The sequence below is a fragment of the Bradyrhizobium valentinum genome, from assembly GCF_001440405.1.
GTDB classification, from domain to species: Bacteria; Pseudomonadota; Alphaproteobacteria; order Rhizobiales; family Xanthobacteraceae; genus Bradyrhizobium; species Bradyrhizobium valentinum.
The window spans coordinates 29,916-46,469 of record NZ_LLXX01000066.1 but is presented as its reverse complement, the minus strand read 5'-3'; the positions used below and the strand labels follow the sequence as shown (position 1 = coordinate 46,469).

Below are 16,554 nucleotides of genomic sequence, written 5' to 3'. Positions count from 1 at the left end.
GACGATTCTTATTGTTGTTCCGTTGGGGCTGTCCTGCCACGCAGGGACACATAGTCTTGGAAGACTGCCCGCGCCTCGTCCATACGGCCGGCCCGTCGTAGCGCGTGACTGCGGAGAAGCGTCAAAGGCAGACGCGAAGAGGGCTCGTCATCAAGCGTGTCTAGTCTATCCAGCACCGCAAGTGCTTCATTGCCAAAGCCCTCCGAGATGAGAGCATAGGTAAGAATGCGAAGCAGGTCGACGTCTTGCGAATCGTCATGGGCAATGAGCCGCAACAGAGCGAGAGCTTGTGCGCTCTGTCCACACGCAAGGTGGACGAAGGATATTGCGCAGACCAAATCACGCTCCTGCCCTGAGATTGGCAAGACATCGCCGGTTTTGGAAGCATCGGCCGGCGGCGGTGGACTGGCGAACTGCGCTCCGCCCGAGTCGATCATGCTAGCCCCCAATCAAGCTGTTCTGGTTCTGCCGGAGCAGGATGAGCCGCCGGAGCTCCTGCTGCAGGGCGTCGGTCCCTTTACGCGCCGCCGAATCCTCCGGTCCGGCGCATAGCCTATCGGCCAAGCGCTCGAGAAGAACACCATGCTTCTCTGCTCGCAGCACGTCCGGGTCACGCAGGCGTGGTGTCACGAAGGAGAGCAGGCCAGTTGCGAGATTGCGGCCATAAAGTGAAGCGAGTGCTGCACGGGGATCGATCTCAGCTATCGGTACGCGCCTCTCGTTGAGACTGACACGCGAGACGGCATCGATATCGTTTACATCAAGCGCGGCCTCGATTGGCAGATCCGGCGCCTCGGTATCCGGCCAAACCGACCCGTGCCTCTTCTCGCCACCGCCATCGGTGCCTTGGATCTCTAAATTATGGACTTGAGGGAGGGCCGGCTTGCTCGCTGGCTCATGGTCGTGCGTGTTGAGCCTTTGCGAAGAGGTGCCAAGTCCGACAGGATGCTGGGGTAGCTTGGTCACGACGTTCTCCTTTCCTGCGGCGGTGGAGCTCTAATAGGGAAGAGCAGCAAGCCGTCCATTCCGGCTGAGCAGTACGCGTCCCGCCTCGATTCGATCGACCGTCCATCCATCGTTCAACAGCGCGCCCACGAAGTACTTTTGGCCACCAATAAGAAGATAGGGGTGGGCTCCGCGCCACACCGCCTGGACAGCAATTGAGGAGGGCGGCTTATCCTCCTTCACGATCACTCCATTTACGAGTGTCAGCGATCCGTTCGTATGCTGATCGAACCATTGCTGAACCTTCTGCCATCTACTGACTGACGCAGGCGTCACGGTGCCCTCGGCGCTGAGCACACCTGGCCCAGGACCGATCTTGATATTGAGAAGTCCCGCTTTGTTGACCTCCTCTTGCAGCTGTTCGGCGGCCGCATGGAGGGGGCGATCATCAGGACCGTTGAGCGTCAGCTTGGGTGGAAGTGCGGCGACAGGGGGCGCATCGGGGCTCAGTGCACCGGCACTGCCGTCAAAGAGGAAGCTGACTGCAAGAGTGGCGATCCCGACAGAGCTCAGCAAGACCAAGGCGGCTGCTATTATCGAGACACGCGACAGGCCGATTGATCCTTGCTCCGAATCCTGTGTGCAGCGAATGGACATCGTGCCCGCATGAACGACGGCAGGAAGAGAAATAACAACCCGCGTGCCTACGGCAATATCTCCGTTTCCTTCTATGCTGACTCCGGCTGCTAGAGCCTCGATCTCCATCGAATCGTGCAGGGGGGTGAGACGGAAGTGATTGGGCTCGAGCCCCTGTTCGACGAAGACGATATCGGCATCGAGGCCACTTCCGATAAGGCTCGTTCCGACGGGCGCTTCACCGGTCACCCCGGAATAGACCCCTGATAGCACTTCGAAATGAACGGAGGCCGGTTCGTTCACGGAGAGTCTCCTGAGCAACGAGAAGCCGTACGGCGTTGCCGTACGGCTGGTTCCGAATTCGTCAGGCTGTGGAGAGCATCCAGCACGCGAAATGAGCGGCCCCCTCTTGCAGCGTTAACTTACGCGCTCGTCGGCAACCTTCTTTTCGGACGAGAGCTCGGTCGTAATTCTGCGCATCACGATGCTATTGGCCTGAGCTTCTTTGCTAACACGCTCGAGCTCGGCGAGCTGCGCCGCGAAATCGCCAGCCCCGGTAGCACCGGTTTGCTGATTCGTCGCGACTTCAGACGCAGCGGGGGAACCACCAACGCGAAAAACCATATCGACTCACCTTTCTGTTTGGAAGTTACTGCTACTAATGACCTGCCTCACGCCTAACCAGCTGGCGTGACGACGGCAGGAAATGAAATCATTACATGCGCGCCTGGTGCGCCATTCAAGAGAGTCAATTCGCCGTTGCCGTGGTTACACTGGGGGGTGCTTCCTGCGGCCGGGCCATTGTCCTTGGCGACCTTGTCAGCATCAGCCTTCTCAGGCTCCAAGCTGTGAATAACCTTCTCGAAGGCTTGGTCGAGTACTCCACCGACAGCGGAACCAATTGCCGCTCCCGACGGTCCACCGAGCCATCCACCAGCCGCGCTTCCGATCATTTCTCCAATCATCGCATTCTCCTGTGTTCATCTCCACTAAGATCAATAGACGACTCGTCGCCTAGAGATCAGCGCTCTCATCCTAAGAGGATTACCTTTCGAGAAGCTGACGAGTCTCAGAAAGGCCGCGGAATGAGTCGTGGTGGCCCAACTTTTTCTCTCACGGAAAATGTGTCGGTTCTCTAAGGCACCGAAAGACCGCCTGGAGCATTCACGCGAGACGCTCGGCCGACGTTCTTTAGAGAGCGTGGACGCTCGCCGGCCGCGCGTCCCAAGATGTCGTTGTTCCGACGCCCATCACGAAGAGCGATTCGTCGCGATCACATGCTCTCAACATTCAGATGATCCGAAAGCCTGATGTGCTGGTGGGCGATTATCTTATCGTCAGCTTTTCGACAGGTACTCAGGATAAACTTCCTGCGACTTGGATACGCTCGACGTGTTGGATACGCTCGACGTGAGAGGCCCGCATTGCCGAAGGCAGGGGGTAAGAGAAGTGGTCCGCCGATCAAGGCTGTTGTTACCCGCAACAAGAAACGCGAGGGCGGCCTGCTGCTGGTCATGACGTGGGATTGGTTTTTGAATGGCCTCGGCGCAACGTGCCAAGTTGATTGTGCGGGTGGTCCTCGCAGTCTGTCGCTTCCTTCAATGCAATAGGAGTGAATGAAAATGGCGTATCTTCCCGTGGTGGGCGGCTTCAATCCGGCGGTAGGGCTAGTGCCTGAAGGCGTGCCCGCCGCTCCAATGTTCAACGTGGCGATGGGGCAGTACGCCGGCGCTGCCGGCGTCCCGGTTGGGACCTACCAGTACCTGCCGGTAAATAGTCCGGCCGTCGTCGCTCCCGCCGTACTTAGTCCGGCCTACGTTGCTCCAACCGTTCTCGCCCTGCCGCCGCCTCCCTCGTTCGCGCCGGTCGCGCAGAACCAAAGCTCGTCGTCCTCAATTGATCCGGTGTGGACGCATGAGGTCCATGACGGCAAGGCCGCGATCCACCTTGGCGATAAGTATACAATCACGGCGGACGAGAAGGACGGCACCTGGACTGTCCGCAACAACGAGACCGGCCATGTCACGAAGATCCACGGCGATCCTCACTTCGATGCTGATGGGGACGGGAAGGACGATTTCGATTTCAAGAAGGGCATGACCCTGAAACTCGATGATGGTACGAAGATCACCGTGGATACGGCCGACTACGGCAACGGCAAGAGCATTTCATCGAAGCTCACCATCACGAATGGCAGCAACGCCATGGTTGTCGAGGGCCTCGGTGACGACAAGGATGGTGCCAACAATCTGAAGGTGACGCAGTCTAATGCTGGCCTCACTCTCGATGAGCTGACAGCCGATGGTTCACAAACGATCCATGAGCAAGGTCAGGGTTGGGTCGACGGCGCCGGGCGTGAGGTGGACCAGGCGAGTATCGATGCTGGTGAAGAGGGGCGCGCCCCGGGCGCCGGCTCCCAATCCCAGTACACTCCTGCGCCGCTCGCTACTCCATTGTACTACTACACGCCAGTTTTCGTTCCTCCTCCCCCGCCTGCGTCGATGACCCCAGTTGCGGTGAACCAGAGCCCGCCACCTAAATCTAATCCGGTGTGGTCGCATGAGGTCCATGACGGCAAGGCAACGATACACCTTGGCGACAAGTATACAATCACGGCCGACGAGAAGGACGGCACCTGGACCATTCGCAACAAAGAAACCGGCCATGTCTCGAAGATTCATGGCGATCCTCATGTCGATGCTAATGGAGACGGCAAGGACGACTTTGATTTCAAGAAAGGCATGACCCTGCAACTCGATGATGGCACGAAGATCACCGTGGATACGGTCGACTACGGCAAGGGAAAGACCATTTCGTCCAAGCTCACCATCACGAATGGCGACGACGCTATGGTTGTTGAGGGACTCGGTGACAAGAAGGACGGTGCCAACAATCTGAAGGTGACGCAGTCCAATGCTGGCCGAACCCTCGATCAGCTGACGGCGGATGGTGCACAGACGATATATGAGCAAGATCAAGGGTGGGTCGATAGATCCGGATGGCACGTCAACCAGGCGAGCATTGACGCCAATGAGCAGGCCGCCGGGTGAGGCAGATCTGATCACAGTTCAAAAATGGGAGCGGGCGCTGTCGCCCGCTTTCCTATGCTTCTCAGCGCGAGCGCGCAGGAAAGCGCCTCGCTTGGGGTACCCATGCTTTATCCGCGCTTTCACGCTTTCAATGATCTGGCTGTCATATCTCTGCCGGTACAGTCTGCAACGAAGGCATGACTGGACGAGTGAGGGCGTCTCGACCAGCGAGAGCTGGTCCAACCTCAAGTCGACATTGCACAGTTTCTGCCAGTAGTTCCGTTGTAAGGTCGATTGATTGACAAGAGGGACACGCCTCGGCGGCCGGGTGCGCTATGGCGGCGAACGCCAGGCGGCAGGAATGCGCGATCTATCGGGTTTACGCCAAAAGCGACGCGCCGAGTCGTTAGGCACGTCCCAGCCGCTACGCAGCGTGCGAGGAGAGGAAGATCCTGTTCGGTCTCTCACCCGTATAAGGTACTTTATGACCTGCAAGTTTGTAAATGCGAGATTGCCTGAAGCGAGGCGCGTCCGTTAGGTATGTGAGCCAGACGTCTTGGGCTACCGAGATGCGGATGACCGGAGTGGCCCGGACCGACAAGAACCCTAAGGACTGTCACGCCAAGCTTACCGCAGCCGATCTGAACGATCAGGCACTATTGTGGTGCGGATCCTCCAGCTGCGGAGAAGCTCCTCTCCTTCCTCTCTTCTCACCGTTGTTTGGATGTGCCGTTTGCCGCTCGTTGTTCCCGACTCGACGGGGCGGATTCAAACATCCTCTTCTGTGTCGTCCATGGCAGAGTCTAGATCGGCCTGCGCATCGCTGACAATTCGCATTGCGATCATGCCAAGAGCCGTTTCGAAAGCTTTGCGTTGTTGCGCGGCCTGCGAGTTGGCGTCATCGGCCCCTTCGGTTCCGTCAAAATCCGCACCGTTATTGCTTCCCGTTGGCCCGATATCGGGTGCACCTGCGTTCATGTTCGTAACACCGCCTGTAGATAACCCGCTCTCTCATCCTAGCAACGTTAGCTTTCGAGAAGCTGACGAGGCTCAGTGCGTTTCATGATGAGCCATTGGAGACCGCATCGATGCTTCCGTCAGGTGCGGCGTCGGGGTCTGCCAAAGAAGAGCTAATGCTGGCCGGAGAAGAGTTTTGAGGCGGGGCAAGACGGTCTTGGTGGACGCTAGCACGGCGGCAATCCGCAAAGCCTGTTTCATTTAGAAGAGCTCCTCCTGCAGGACGGCAGCTCTCGGCAGTGGCCGCCAAGAGGGTGCGTCCGAATTGGCTGAGGCGCTCAAGCACCTACGTAAGTTGTAGGAAGAAGACGATGGAGGCCGACACGCTTCGTGTACCCGTGGAGCACGGTCGGGCAAAGAATGAACTGCGCGATCGTCATCATTGCCGGAGCCAATAGTTTGTGATGCCGAGGAGGGACGTGAAACTCGATGCAATGCGAGCACCTGATCTCGCAGGTCGCTAAAGTAGCGCTTGAACGGCGCAGCGGCCGGTGCTGGAGGGCGAGCTGATTGAACTCAAGGTGCGGTGCGAGGTGCAGGACAAAATTCGCCGGGCCCGAACCTTCCACATGATCTTGTCGCGTATACGCTAGGACATTTCGGGTCATCGGATCGAAGAAATGGCAAGATCGTCAAAGCTCGTCGCGTCGAAGCGCGGCCGGGTACTCCTGGTGCGGCGGCGCCGCGACAAGCTTTGTATGTTTCCTGGCGGGCGCCGGCGCGGCCACGAAACGGCGGAGCAGTGCCTCTGGCGCGAGATCAAGGCGCCATTATGTGGCGTCGCAGGATTTAGGCAAGCGCGAGGCGGCGAGTTATTGTGCGTTTTCGTGTGCAACGTAGTGTTCGCAACATGTTGGCGGATACCAAACAAGTGCGGCTTTGGCTTTCGGAAGAGAAAGCACGCGCCACGCTTCGTTTTGCGTCCAGCTGCCCGCGCAGCGGTCCGTGCGCGGGAGCATTAGGCGATTGGCCCGGCTTTTGCTCCCTTGTTTGCCAACGGCGTGCGGCTCTCTGCTTTGTCGGGATCGGCCGTTGCAGAATGTGTATCTCGATGTGACCAAAGGCGATGCCATGAAGAATTGGAGTTCCGTGACAACCAAGGTGCTAGGCACGGCCACTGTTGCAATGGCCTTGACGACACCCACCGCGCTGGCGGTCGAATACAAAGTCGAATACAAAAGGGATAATAGCAGCAATCCTAGCCTCCGGGACGTTGCTGAAAACAGGAGCGTGCTTGCCCAGATCACAGTCACCTCGGAACGACCAGCAAGCTTCACGCTTGCGAACGGCCTGCAGGTAGTGGTGATCCCCGATCATCGTACCCCTGTCGTGACCCAGATGATTTGGTATAACGTCGGCTCCGCCGATGAGACGCCGGGCAAATCGGGGCTTGCGCATTTCTTCGAGCACTTGATGTTCAAGGGCACAGCGAAGCATCCGCCCGGCGAATTCTCCCAGACCGTGCTGCGCGTCGGCGGCAACCAGAACGCCTTCACCTCGATGGACTATACCAGCTATTACCAACGCGTGCCGCGCGAGCAGCTCGGCAAGATGATGGAATTTGAGGCCGACCGGATGACCGGCCTCATTCTCAAAGATGAGAACGTGCTGTCCGAGCGCGACGTGGTGCTCGAAGAATTCAACATGCGCGTCGCCAACAATCCCGATAGGCGGCTCACCGAGCAGATCAGGGCGGCGCTTTACCTCAACCACCCCTACGGCCGCCCCAATCTTGGCTTTCGCCAGGAGATCGAGAAGCTCGACCGCGAGGACGCGCTCGCGTTCTACAAGCGCTTCTACGCGCCAAATAACGCGATCCTGATCATCGCCGGCGACGTCGATCCCAACGAAATCCGCCCGATGGTGGAAAAGAATTTTGGCGACATTCCTGCGCAGCCCGCGATCCCCGCGAAGCGCGTGCGGCCACAGGAGCCGACGCCCGCGGCACCCCGCACCGTGACGCTCTCCGATCCCCGCGTCGAGCAGCCCACCTGGCGCCGATTCTATCTCGTGCCCTCGGCTACCACTGCGGCCGCAGGCGAGAGCCCTGTGCTCGACGTGCTCGCGCAGTTGATGGGCGGCGGGATCAACTCCTATCTCTACCGTGTGCTGGTGATCGACAAGCAGCTCGCCATCAGCACGAGCGCGAGCTACCAGGGCACCTCGCTTGATGCCTCGCAATTCATGATTTCGGCCACGCCGAAACCTGGCGTCGAATTCGCCCAGATCGAGGACGCGATCGACAAGGTGATCGCCGACCTCGCGCAAAATCCCGCGCGCGCCGAGGATCTCGAGCGCGTCAAGACCCAATTGATTGCGCAAGCGATCTACGCCCAGGATGACCAAGAGACGCTTGCGGGCTGGTATGGAAGGGCGCTCACCACCGGGCTCAGCATCGACGATATCCGAAGCTGGCCGGACCGCATCCGCGCCGTCACCGCCGAGCAGGTGCGCGAGGCCGCGCAAGCATGGCTCGACAACAAGCGCTCGGTGACCGGCTATTTGATCAAGGATTCTGCGCCCAAACGTAAGGAGAAGCGCTCGTGACCTATTCTCTCACTCGGCGTGCCGTCCTCGGTGGGGCCTCGCTCGCGATCGCGACGCTCGGCTCTGCACCATCATTTGCCGCTACCAAGATCCAGCGCCTGATCTCGCCCGGCGGCATCGAAGCCTGGTTCGTGCAGGAGGCCACCGTCCCGCTGATCGCGATGGAATGCGCCTTCGGCGGCGGAGCGACCCAGGACCCCAACGACAAGCCCGGTGTCGGCCACATGGTTGCCGGCCTGCTCGATCAAGGGGCCGGCGATCTCGACTTCAAGACCTTTCACGAGCGGCTCGACCGCCGCGCCATTGAGCTGAGCTTTACCTCGTCCCGTGACCAGTTTCGCGGCTCCTTGCGCATGCTCAAGGACAACAGGGACGAGGCCTTCGACCTGCTGCGAATGGCGCTGACCTCGCCCCGTTTCGATGCGGCCGATGTCGAACGGAGCCGTACCGCGGTGCTCGCGAACCTTCGGCGTGACTCCACGAATCCTTCAACGCTCGCCAATCGCAAGTTCCTTGAAGTCGCCTTTAACGATCATCCTTATGCTCGCCAGGCCGGAGGCACGGTCGAGAGCGTGCCGAAAATCGACGTCGCCGATCTGAAGGACTATGTCCGCCGCGTGATCGCCAAGGACACGCTCAAGATCGCGGTGGTCGGTGACGTCGATCCAGAGACGCTTGGCAAATTGCTCGACAAGACCTTTGGCAGCCTGCCGGCAAAGGCGCAGTTGACAGAGGTCCCCGATGTGGTTGCGGCAAAGCCGCCGCAGCGCGTCTTCATTCCGCTCGACGTGCCGCAGACCGTCGTGACCTTCGGCGGTCCCGGCGTCCGCCGCAGCGAGCCGGATTTCATGGCGGCCGATGTCGTCAACCAGATCCTCGGCGGCGCCGGTCTGTCGTCGCGGCTGTTCCGCGAAGTCCGCGAGAAGCGTGGGCTCGCCTATTCCGTCCATGAGACGCTGCTCTGGATGGATCATTCCGCGCTGTTCGTCGGCAATACCGGCACCCGCGCCGATCGCGCCGGCGAGACGGTGGAAGAGATCGAAAAGCAGGTCCGCCGCATGGCCGAGGAAGGCCCGACCCAGCAGGAGCTCGACGAGGCCAAGTCGTACCTGAAGGGCTCGCAGATGCTGGCGCTGGATACATCGTCCAAACTCGCGCAGGCGCTGCTGCAATACCAGATCGACAAGCTGCCGATTGACTATATCGAGAAGCACTGCGCGCTCGTCGATGCGGTGACGCTGGAGGATGCCAGGAAGGCGGCGCAGCGGCTGTGGGGCCAGGGTCTGCTCACCGTCATCGTCGGCAGCTCCCCACTGGCCGCAGCCCAGTCGACCACCGCGCCATCGGCCACGACGCCGCCGCCAGCGGCAGTACAGCCAGGCGCCGCGCCATCCACCGCAACGCCGGCAACACCCAATTAACTTTGTGTTCGTGAGGTGACATGCGCTCTGAACTTCTTTTTTGCGGCCGCGACAGCTGCGGTCGCGGCAAGCGATGCCGTCAATGCGACGGAACGTCCGCAGGAGGTGTTTTCAAAAACCTCTGCCGGTTGGGAACCGCAAGCTTGCGGGGTTATCTGCGTCGTCTCAGCCAGGATATCCTGTCCGCGCCGACTGCCGGACCAGATCTCTTAAAGTGACACATAATTAATTGACCGCGTACAATCATCTTGGCGCGAGGCCAACATAGCCTAGCCAAGATAATCGACGCCGGCACAGAAGGGACGCCGCCAAGTGCTCCTGCCACCGGCGGCATCCCAAAGGTCTGTTTCAGCGGGGAGGGGCATGGCTCTGCCGCAAGCTGGGCTGTGGAAACGCCTACCCGGTGGGGGAATCCTCACCCGAGTATCCAGGCCAGAGGCTAGGGTCAAGCGACGGGTTGCGACGAACAAAATCCTCTTCTCGCCACTCGGCTGTGTGGGGCACAGCTAGGATAGAGAAGGTTGTCGGTGAGTCCTTGCTCGGCATGAGGCCGACGGTTCTTAGCACGTTGAGCTGGGCGTTCGAGGCCGTTTGGGGACAGAAGACCCAGTACTCGCTGGCGCGACGTCCGTTTTCCATGACGAAATTTCCGAGTTCCAGTGGCGCATCCCCCGTGGAGGACGATGGCCCGGCTTGTGATGGCGCGGCATGCGATGGCCCGGCCTGTAACAGCCTGGGTTCGAGCTCCTCCCAAACCGGGTCCTTATCGGGGGCTTCCGCCAGCGACTGGCGGCTGCTGCGAGCTGGGCCCGTTCGCCGGCGGCCGCGGATGGCTCGGCTTGCATTGGACCGGGTTCGACATTCTGCCAAATCAGATCCTGATCGAAATCTGGGGCTTCCGCCAGCGATTGAGCAATCGTCTGCTGCGAGCTGGGCCGCAGCAAACTTTCGCCGGCGCCGGTAATGGCCCGGGGGGCCGCAGCCGGCGTTCGCAGATCATCGTCCCAACTCAAATGTGACGAATAGGGATGCTCGGCCTCCAAATATGGCGAATAGGCTTCCCCCTGCGGCACTGGCGACCACGCAGCATATGGCGGAGGACTATCTTGCAACTCGCTCAGCTGGTGCTCAAAGCCCGTTGGATCCGCGGGCGGTGGCGGTGAGGCGGGCTGTGGGTCCGTGTTCAGTGGGTCGATTGAGTTGAAATCCATCCTGTTCCTCCTTTTAATGGAGCGGCTCGAGCCCTTCTTTGACGAAGGCCACTTGCATCGCGACCTATGGAGAACCGCTTAGAAGACTCGCCTTCTGCAGCCTCCAATCTGCCGGCAACAATGGCGCCAACCAGGTTTACGGCTATTCCGAGCATCGGGTGCCCCGACGTTGCATGAGGTGGATAGACGGCATCGCCGCCGAGACATCCGCGCTCTCATGCTAGGAGGGTGAGCTTTCGAGAAGCTGACGAGCATCAGAAGGATTCAAAATGAGCCAATGGAGACGGCATTGACTTTCGCCGAAAGCTGCCGCGCATTCTAAATTTCATCTCTGGCCCGGCGCAGGCTCGCGCACGATGCTGTCCTGACGCGGCGCGTCGGAAGAATAGGGGGCTTCCGGTCGTCCATCGCGAACGACCGTGGTTGAGGAGCCACGAAATAACTTCAGCACCGATTCCCGAGACTGCTTTTCGACGGCAGCGTGCGGCCGCGCCTGCGCCTCCGCTACAAGGCCGTTGAGCGTTTGGTCCAAGAGCGCGATGAAGCGTGGTGGGCCAGAAACCAGGACAAGGCCATCTCCTGGTGCCGGTCTCACAAGATAGCGCTCGTCGGAGATGTTGAGTGCATCGAGGGCCGCTTTGAATGCATCGAAGCTGATCGGCCTCAACACAAGCAGACGACTTTGCGCCTCATTTGCGGCAGATACATACAGCACGAGCCCATCGTAGTACCATTGAAGATTGTAGAGATTGGTCAAACGGTCGAGGAACTCGCGCGGTGGCAGATCTGGCATGCGCCCGCGAATCCGACCCTTCACCTCGGTGCTGACGTTTACTCTGATATTGAGGTTGTTACCGAATTCCAGCAGTGCGGCAGACAGGTCCTGATCCAGAACCGTGTAACTATAAGGTGCCGAAGGCAGCGAGAGCGGAGCCCCAAACGCCGTGAGTACCCCGGAGCAAAGGAAAACTCCTGCGCCCGCAACTCGGTTCAAAATGTTCAGGATCGCGCGTCGGCTTAGCATTCCAAGTCCCTTCGACCTGAGAACAAGTATTAAGACTTCGCCCAAATTGGAAGCCAAGCGTGATCTTTAAAATGGCCTTATGGCTGGCGTGTTCGTCAGCTTGCTGTCAGCTGGCCTCTTTACGGTATTGACCATCAATTCTTAACAACGGCGGTGTCTCACCGGCGCCAAACCAATGAAACCTTCGATCATGCTAGGCGCCACGCCAATCTCTCTGAACCCTGCCGAAGGTCTGTCCGGGCTCTGCCAGCCGGCAGCCATGGGCCAGCAGAGCCAGTTTCAGCAGACTCTTCTGCATGTCACTTCGACATCAGGCGCTGCCTCCTCGGTTACCGATAGGGCAGCGTCCGTTCCTGCGGTGTCAGAGGTTCAGCGTGCAACAGTGCAGGCAAGCGCGCCTGGCGAGCGCGTGCTCCAGGCTCTCTCTTCGATGTATCGGAGCAATCCCGTTCCTTCTGCAACGAGCGGCGGTGTGGCCGCGATTTCGAAGACCGCTCAACCTGGGCCGGCCGCTCAGCCGCTTTCGCGGTCGCAGCTAGTCGGGGCAAGCCCTGCGGGCAAGCCGGAAGGGGTGCTCGACTTCGACGCGATGGTTGCGGGTCTGCGGGACGTTTACAAGGGTGTCGTCGAGGTTTCGCTTGTGTCCAAGAGCACCAGCGCCGTCAGCTCATCTTTGAACAAATTGCTATCGGCGGGCTGAGTTCGTTGACGTCTGGTTTCATCTATGGACAAAACGGCCATGCCCGCCTATCCCGTCGGTGGTTGCGTGTTTTTGCCGTGCTATCGCTTCTCCTCCCCTTGATAGGTTGTAAGGCCGATCTCTACAGCAAAGTGCAGGAGCGCGAGGCCAATGAGATGCTTGCTCTCCTGCTTAGCAAGGGCGTCGATGCGGTCCGTGTTACTGCCAAGGACGGGACCAGCACGATTCAGGTCGAGGAGAAGCAGCTAGCCTTTTCGATTGAGCTGCTAAATCTAGAAGGGTTGCCGCGCCACCCTTTCAAGAACCTCGGCGAGGTGTTCAAGGGATCGGGCCTGGTTGCCTCGCCGATCGAGGAGCGCGCCCGCTACGTTTATGCCCTGAGCGAAGAATTGTCGCGCACGATTAGCGATATCGACGGCGTCATATCCGCGCGTGTCCACGTTGTTTTGCCAAAAAATGATCTATTGCGCCAGGACACGATGCCGTCCTCAGCGTCGGTGTTCATTCGACATAACTCCAATGCAAAGCTCTCGCTCCTGCTACCGCAGATCAAGATGCTGGTCGCCAACAGCATCGAGGGCCTATCCTATGATAAGGTGGCGGTGGTCTTTGTGCCGGTTGAGCGGGCTCCGCTTGAGCAGCCTGCCCCGCGAGCTGCGTCCGCTCAGTCGACCAAATCCATTTCAGACCCGCTACTTGCGGCCGGTATCGGAGGGGGCGGCGCTGCGATTGGCCTTCTGTGCTACATATTCCTGGGCTCTCGTATGCATCAGCGCGCCCAGCCGTCGCGCGCGCGATCCAGACTCGGCAACCGTTCGAACACGCCCGCTATCCCGCCTCCCGGTAAAAAGATCACCTCCGACAAGGCATAGGAGTGCGCAGATGCCCATACCGCTGCCATCCTCCGGTTCTCATACGTGGTCCGAATCGACCTCTGAGGGGCTGCGCGAGCTTGCTGCCTCGACCCATCTGACCCGATTTGCTGCCCGTCTTGACGGGCGGCTGTCGGCTTCGACTTTGGTCCGGCTACAGAAGAGCTCAAGGCTGCAGGTAAGACTTGCTGAAATGCTGCTTGGTAATGAAATGGACTCCAACGGCAGTAACTGGGGAAACGATCTTCTGCTCGGCCATGATCCGAATAGGGCTGCTTTGCTTGCCGGCAGCATTTGGCATGCTCGCTCGCTCCTAAAGCTCGTCTCAAAGCAGCATCTCGCGATTCTGCTCGACCGTATCGGGGCAGAAGCGCACGCTTTCGGTATCCGGAACTTGGCCAGCGCGGTCGCAATCACCGCTACCGCTGATCCGGAGCAACTTTCGCAACAGATTGAACGCAATGGCCATGCCTGCCTAGGTGCTTGGCTCGACGAAGCCTCGGCACTTGATCGCGCGCGCGTACTGCTACGCTTGCCCATGGGCACTGCTGCCGAGAATCCAGCGGCCGAACACCGCAATGCCGCGGGCCCATTGCTTTCCTTGGTGATCGCACATTTGTCGAGGGAGACGCCACGGCATGACAGCTGATGACCCGGCACTGCCAGTGGCCCCCGAGATACGGCCGCTCGGGCCTCTCATACCGGCTGCCGAGATCGGGATCTGGTGCGATGCCGTAGAAGCGCGCGCGGCTGCCGAGCGGCATCTGCAACGCGTTCGCGGCTGGGGACGGACAGCTTATGAGCGGGAGCGGGCGCGTGGCCGTGCGGATGGCTTCAAGAGCGGCGCCGAGGAAATGTCTCGGCTGATTGCGCAGGCTGCTTCCGCACTTGCGCAGCGAAAAGCCATTCTGGAGCAGGAGTTGCCGCAGCTCGTCATGGAGATCGTGAGCGATCTTCTGGGCGCGTTTGATCCAGGCGAGATGCTGGTGAGGACCGTTCGTCACGCGATCGAGCAAAAATATGGTAGCGCGGAAATTTGCCTTCATGTCTCTCCTCTGAAAGCCGATGCGCTAGCGCGCGAGTTCGCTACGTGCGATGGACAGGAGGGCCGGCCGAAAGTGCGGGTTGCTCCGGATCCGGCTCTAACGACAGAGCAGTGCGTGTTGTGGAGCGAATTTGGCAATGTAGACATTGGAGTTGCCGCGCAGCTGCGGGCTCTACGCCTTGGCCTGGGTTTGCCTTCAAAGGAAGACGGGCCATGACCACATCAGCGACCAATGCGGCGGGAGAGAGGAATCTGCACGCCGCGCTATCGTCTCTGAAATCTACAGCAAAGCATATCGACACGCGTGCTGTACGAGGGCGGATCACACGGGCGGTCGGCACCTTGCTCCATGCCGTCTTGCCAGAGGCGCGTATAGGGGAGCTTTGCCTGTTGCAGGATCCCCGCACCGGATGGTCGCTCGAGGCCGAGGTGATCGGCCTATCGCAAGATGGGGTATTGCTCACTCCCATTGGTGACATGGCGGGCTTATCCAGCCGAGCAGAAGTGGTCGCGACCGGACGAATGCATGAAGTTCCGGTCGGCCCCGATTTGCTTGGCCGGGTGATCGACAGCTTCGGCCGTCCCATCGACGGAAAGGGTCCAATCAACGCCGCTCAAACTCGTCCGCTGCGCGGCAAGGCCCCCAACCCCATGACAAGGCGCGGTATCGAGCGAACATTCCCACTCGGCGTCCGTGTCTTGGATGGGCTTCTAACATGTGGCGAGGGGCAGCGGATCGGCATCTACGGAGACCCAGGGTGCGGTAAGTCGACGCTCCTGTCGCAGATCGTAAAAGGCGCGGCTGCCGACGCCACCATAGTCGCGTTGATCGGTGAGCGCGGTCGTGAAGTGCGGGAATTCATCGAGCAGCACCTTGGTGAGGTAGCGCTTCGCCGCACCGTCGTTGTCGTTGAGACCTCCGATCGCTCGGCAATGGAACGAGCGCAATGCGCTCACATGGCGACGGCAGTCGCCGAATATTTTCGTGATGAAGGACTTCGCGTCGTCCTGATGATGGACTCATTGACGCGCTTTAGCCGCGCCATGCGCGAAATTGGCCTTGCGGCAGGAGAGCCGCCGACGCGGCGCGGCTTTCCGCCATCGGTTTTTGCGATGCTTCCTGGCCTGTTGGAGCGTGCCGGCATGGCCGAGCGCGGCTCGATCACGGCCTTCTATACTGTGCTTGTCGAAGGCGACGGCTCGGGTGATCCAATCGCCGAAGAATCACGAGGCATTCTTGATGGCCACGTTGTTCTCTCACGCCTTTTGGCTGCGCGCGAGCATTTTCCAGCTATTGACGTATTGTCAAGCCGCAGCCGCGTGATGAATGCGGTCGTCTCTGTGTCGCATCGAAAGGCGGCTTCCTTCTTCCGTGATCTGCTCTCCCGCTACGCCGAGGCCGAGTTCTTGGTGAAGGTTGGCGAATATAAGCAAGGCAGTGATCCTCTGACAGACCGGGCAATTAATTCGATCGAGGAGTTGCGGAAATTCCTGCGTCAGGGCGGAGACGAGGCGTCAAGCTTTGAGGAGACGGTCACATGGATGTCGCGTCTGACCGCGTGAATCGCGTCCATGCCTCGAAATTGCGGCTAGTGAAGGACATGAGACAGCGGAGCGCCCTTCGTGAGGTGTACAACATGGAGGCCGAGCGCCGCACCGCGCTTCAAGCGGTGGAACAAGCTGTCCGGGATCTTGCAACGGCCGAGAAAAACCAAGCGGCGCTAGAAGCGGAGCTTTACCGAGAACTGGCATCTTTTGATTCGCTATCTGTTGAAGAGCTCGATCGTCGCTGTCACATCGTCATTGGACGGCTCAAAACTGAGATCGCAGGAGCACGCCGAACGCTTGAGGAAGCGCGCGCCGCTCAAGAGCGGGCCGAGACGGCGGTCTTCGAGGCGCGGACCACTTTGACCAAGTGCTCGGCGGCGAGTCACAAATGGCAGAAAATTGAAGGCGACGTTCAGCGCGCGAGTGATGCCCATTCAGAGGCGGAAGCCGAGATGGAGGCCGATGATGAGGTTTTGCTTCGGTATCGCAGTGGTTCGCGTACTCACACGGCTAGCTACTGAATCTGATGGCTTCTTCTATGCTAGGGAAAGCGCCTTGT

General features: G+C 59.7%; 16 protein-coding genes and 1 pseudogene. 10 read left to right on the top strand and 7 right to left on the bottom strand.

Annotation, left to right across the window (positions count from 1 at the left end):
• Positions 1–8: 8 nt before the first annotated feature.
• The 5 genes from CP49_RS10920 to CP49_RS10900 all read right to left on the bottom strand — a co-directional run bounded on the left by CP49_RS10920 (position 9) and on the right by CP49_RS10900 (position 2,546).
• The gene (locus tag CP49_RS10920) at positions 9–437 is read right to left on the bottom strand and encodes a hypothetical protein (protein ID WP_057850262.1); all 429 of its coding nucleotides are present in this window, start codon (positions 435–437) and stop codon (positions 9–11) included.
• A gap of 1 nt (position 438) precedes the next feature.
• The gene (locus CP49_RS10915) at positions 439–966 is read right to left on the bottom strand and encodes a hypothetical protein (RefSeq protein WP_057850261.1); all 528 of its coding nucleotides are present in this window, start codon (positions 964–966) and stop codon (positions 439–441) included.
• A gap of 30 nt (positions 967–996) precedes the next feature.
• Positions 997–1,884, bottom strand: a complete 888-nt coding sequence (locus CP49_RS10910; RefSeq protein ID WP_057850285.1) for a SctD/MshK family protein — start codon at positions 1,882–1,884, stop codon at positions 997–999.
• 114 nt (positions 1,885–1,998) lie between these two features.
• Positions 1,999–2,205 (bottom strand): hypothetical protein, encoded by a 207-nt coding sequence (locus CP49_RS10905; protein WP_057850260.1) that lies wholly within the window; start codon positions 2,203–2,205, stop codon positions 1,999–2,001.
• A gap of 53 nt (positions 2,206–2,258) precedes the next feature.
• Positions 2,259–2,546 carry a hypothetical protein gene (locus CP49_RS10900; RefSeq protein WP_057850259.1) on the bottom strand — a complete coding sequence of 96 codons (288 nt, stop codon included), beginning with the start codon at positions 2,544–2,546 and terminating at the stop codon, positions 2,259–2,261.
• Positions 2,547–3,203: 657 nt separating this feature from the next.
• On the opposite strand from CP49_RS10900, the gene CP49_RS10895 reads away from it, so the two are divergent.
• Positions 3,204–4,631: a DUF1521 domain-containing protein gene (locus CP49_RS10895; RefSeq protein ID WP_057850284.1), complete on the top strand. Its 1,428-nt coding sequence runs from the start codon at positions 3,204–3,206 to the stop codon at positions 4,629–4,631.
• Positions 4,632–5,378: 747 nt separating this feature from the next.
• Here the strand turns inward: CP49_RS10895 and CP49_RS10885 are convergent.
• The gene (locus CP49_RS10885; protein ID WP_057850257.1) at positions 5,379–5,588 is read right to left on the bottom strand and encodes a hypothetical protein; all 210 of its coding nucleotides are present in this window, start codon (positions 5,586–5,588) and stop codon (positions 5,379–5,381) included.
• A gap of 659 nt (positions 5,589–6,247) precedes the next feature.
• Here CP49_RS10885 and CP49_RS47140 point away from each other — a divergent pair.
• The 3 genes and pseudogenes from CP49_RS47140 to CP49_RS10875 form a co-directional block, all read left to right on the top strand.
• Positions 6,248–6,400 (top strand): annotated as a pseudogene (locus CP49_RS47140) (NUDIX domain-containing protein); the annotation flags it as partial.
• A 268-nt stretch (positions 6,401–6,668) separates the two neighbouring features.
• Positions 6,669–8,174 carry a M16 family metallopeptidase gene (locus tag CP49_RS10880; protein WP_245310648.1) on the top strand — a complete coding sequence of 502 codons (1,506 nt, stop codon included), beginning with the start codon at positions 6,669–6,671 and terminating at the stop codon, positions 8,172–8,174.
• Positions 8,171–9,595, top strand: a complete 1,425-nt coding sequence (locus tag CP49_RS10875) for a M16 family metallopeptidase (protein ID WP_057850256.1) — start codon at positions 8,171–8,173, stop codon at positions 9,593–9,595. Before CP49_RS10880 ends, CP49_RS10875 begins: the two co-directional genes overlap by 4 nt.
• 1,536 nt (positions 9,596–11,131) lie before the next feature.
• Here the strand turns inward: CP49_RS10875 and CP49_RS10870 are convergent.
• Positions 11,132–11,830 (bottom strand): secretin N-terminal domain-containing protein, encoded by a 699-nt coding sequence (locus tag CP49_RS10870; protein WP_156438272.1) that lies wholly within the window; start codon positions 11,828–11,830, stop codon positions 11,132–11,134.
• 175 nt (positions 11,831–12,005) lie between these two features.
• Between CP49_RS10870 and CP49_RS45890 the strand changes: the two genes are divergently transcribed.
• From CP49_RS45890 to CP49_RS10840, 6 genes are read left to right on the top strand one after another with little or no spacing between them, the layout of a single operon-like run.
• Entirely contained in the window at positions 12,006–12,530 is a 525-nt protein-coding gene (locus CP49_RS45890) for a nodulation protein NolB (protein WP_245310644.1), read from the top strand.
• A 5-nt stretch (positions 12,531–12,535) separates the two neighbouring features.
• Positions 12,536–13,402, top strand: a complete 867-nt coding sequence (gene sctJ / locus CP49_RS10860) for a type III secretion system inner membrane ring lipoprotein SctJ (protein WP_082645958.1) — start codon at positions 12,536–12,538, stop codon at positions 13,400–13,402.
• A 10-nt stretch (positions 13,403–13,412) separates the two neighbouring features.
• Positions 13,413–14,051 (top strand): hypothetical protein, encoded by a 639-nt coding sequence (locus tag CP49_RS10855; RefSeq protein WP_057850255.1) that lies wholly within the window; start codon positions 13,413–13,415, stop codon positions 14,049–14,051.
• Positions 14,041–14,664, top strand: a complete 624-nt coding sequence (sctL, locus tag CP49_RS10850; RefSeq protein ID WP_057850254.1) for a type III secretion system stator protein SctL — start codon at positions 14,041–14,043, stop codon at positions 14,662–14,664. The genes CP49_RS10855 and sctL overlap by 11 nt, the downstream gene beginning before the upstream one ends.
• Entirely contained in the window at positions 14,661–16,010 is a 1,350-nt protein-coding gene (gene sctN / locus CP49_RS10845; RefSeq protein ID WP_057850253.1) for a type III secretion system ATPase SctN, read from the top strand. Before sctL ends, sctN begins: the two co-directional genes overlap by 4 nt.
• On the top strand, positions 15,986–16,516 hold the full coding sequence (locus CP49_RS10840; RefSeq protein WP_057850252.1) for a YscO family type III secretion system apparatus protein: 531 nt from the start codon (positions 15,986–15,988) through the stop codon (positions 16,514–16,516). Before sctN ends, CP49_RS10840 begins: the two co-directional genes overlap by 25 nt.
• Positions 16,517–16,554 lie beyond the last annotated feature (38 nt).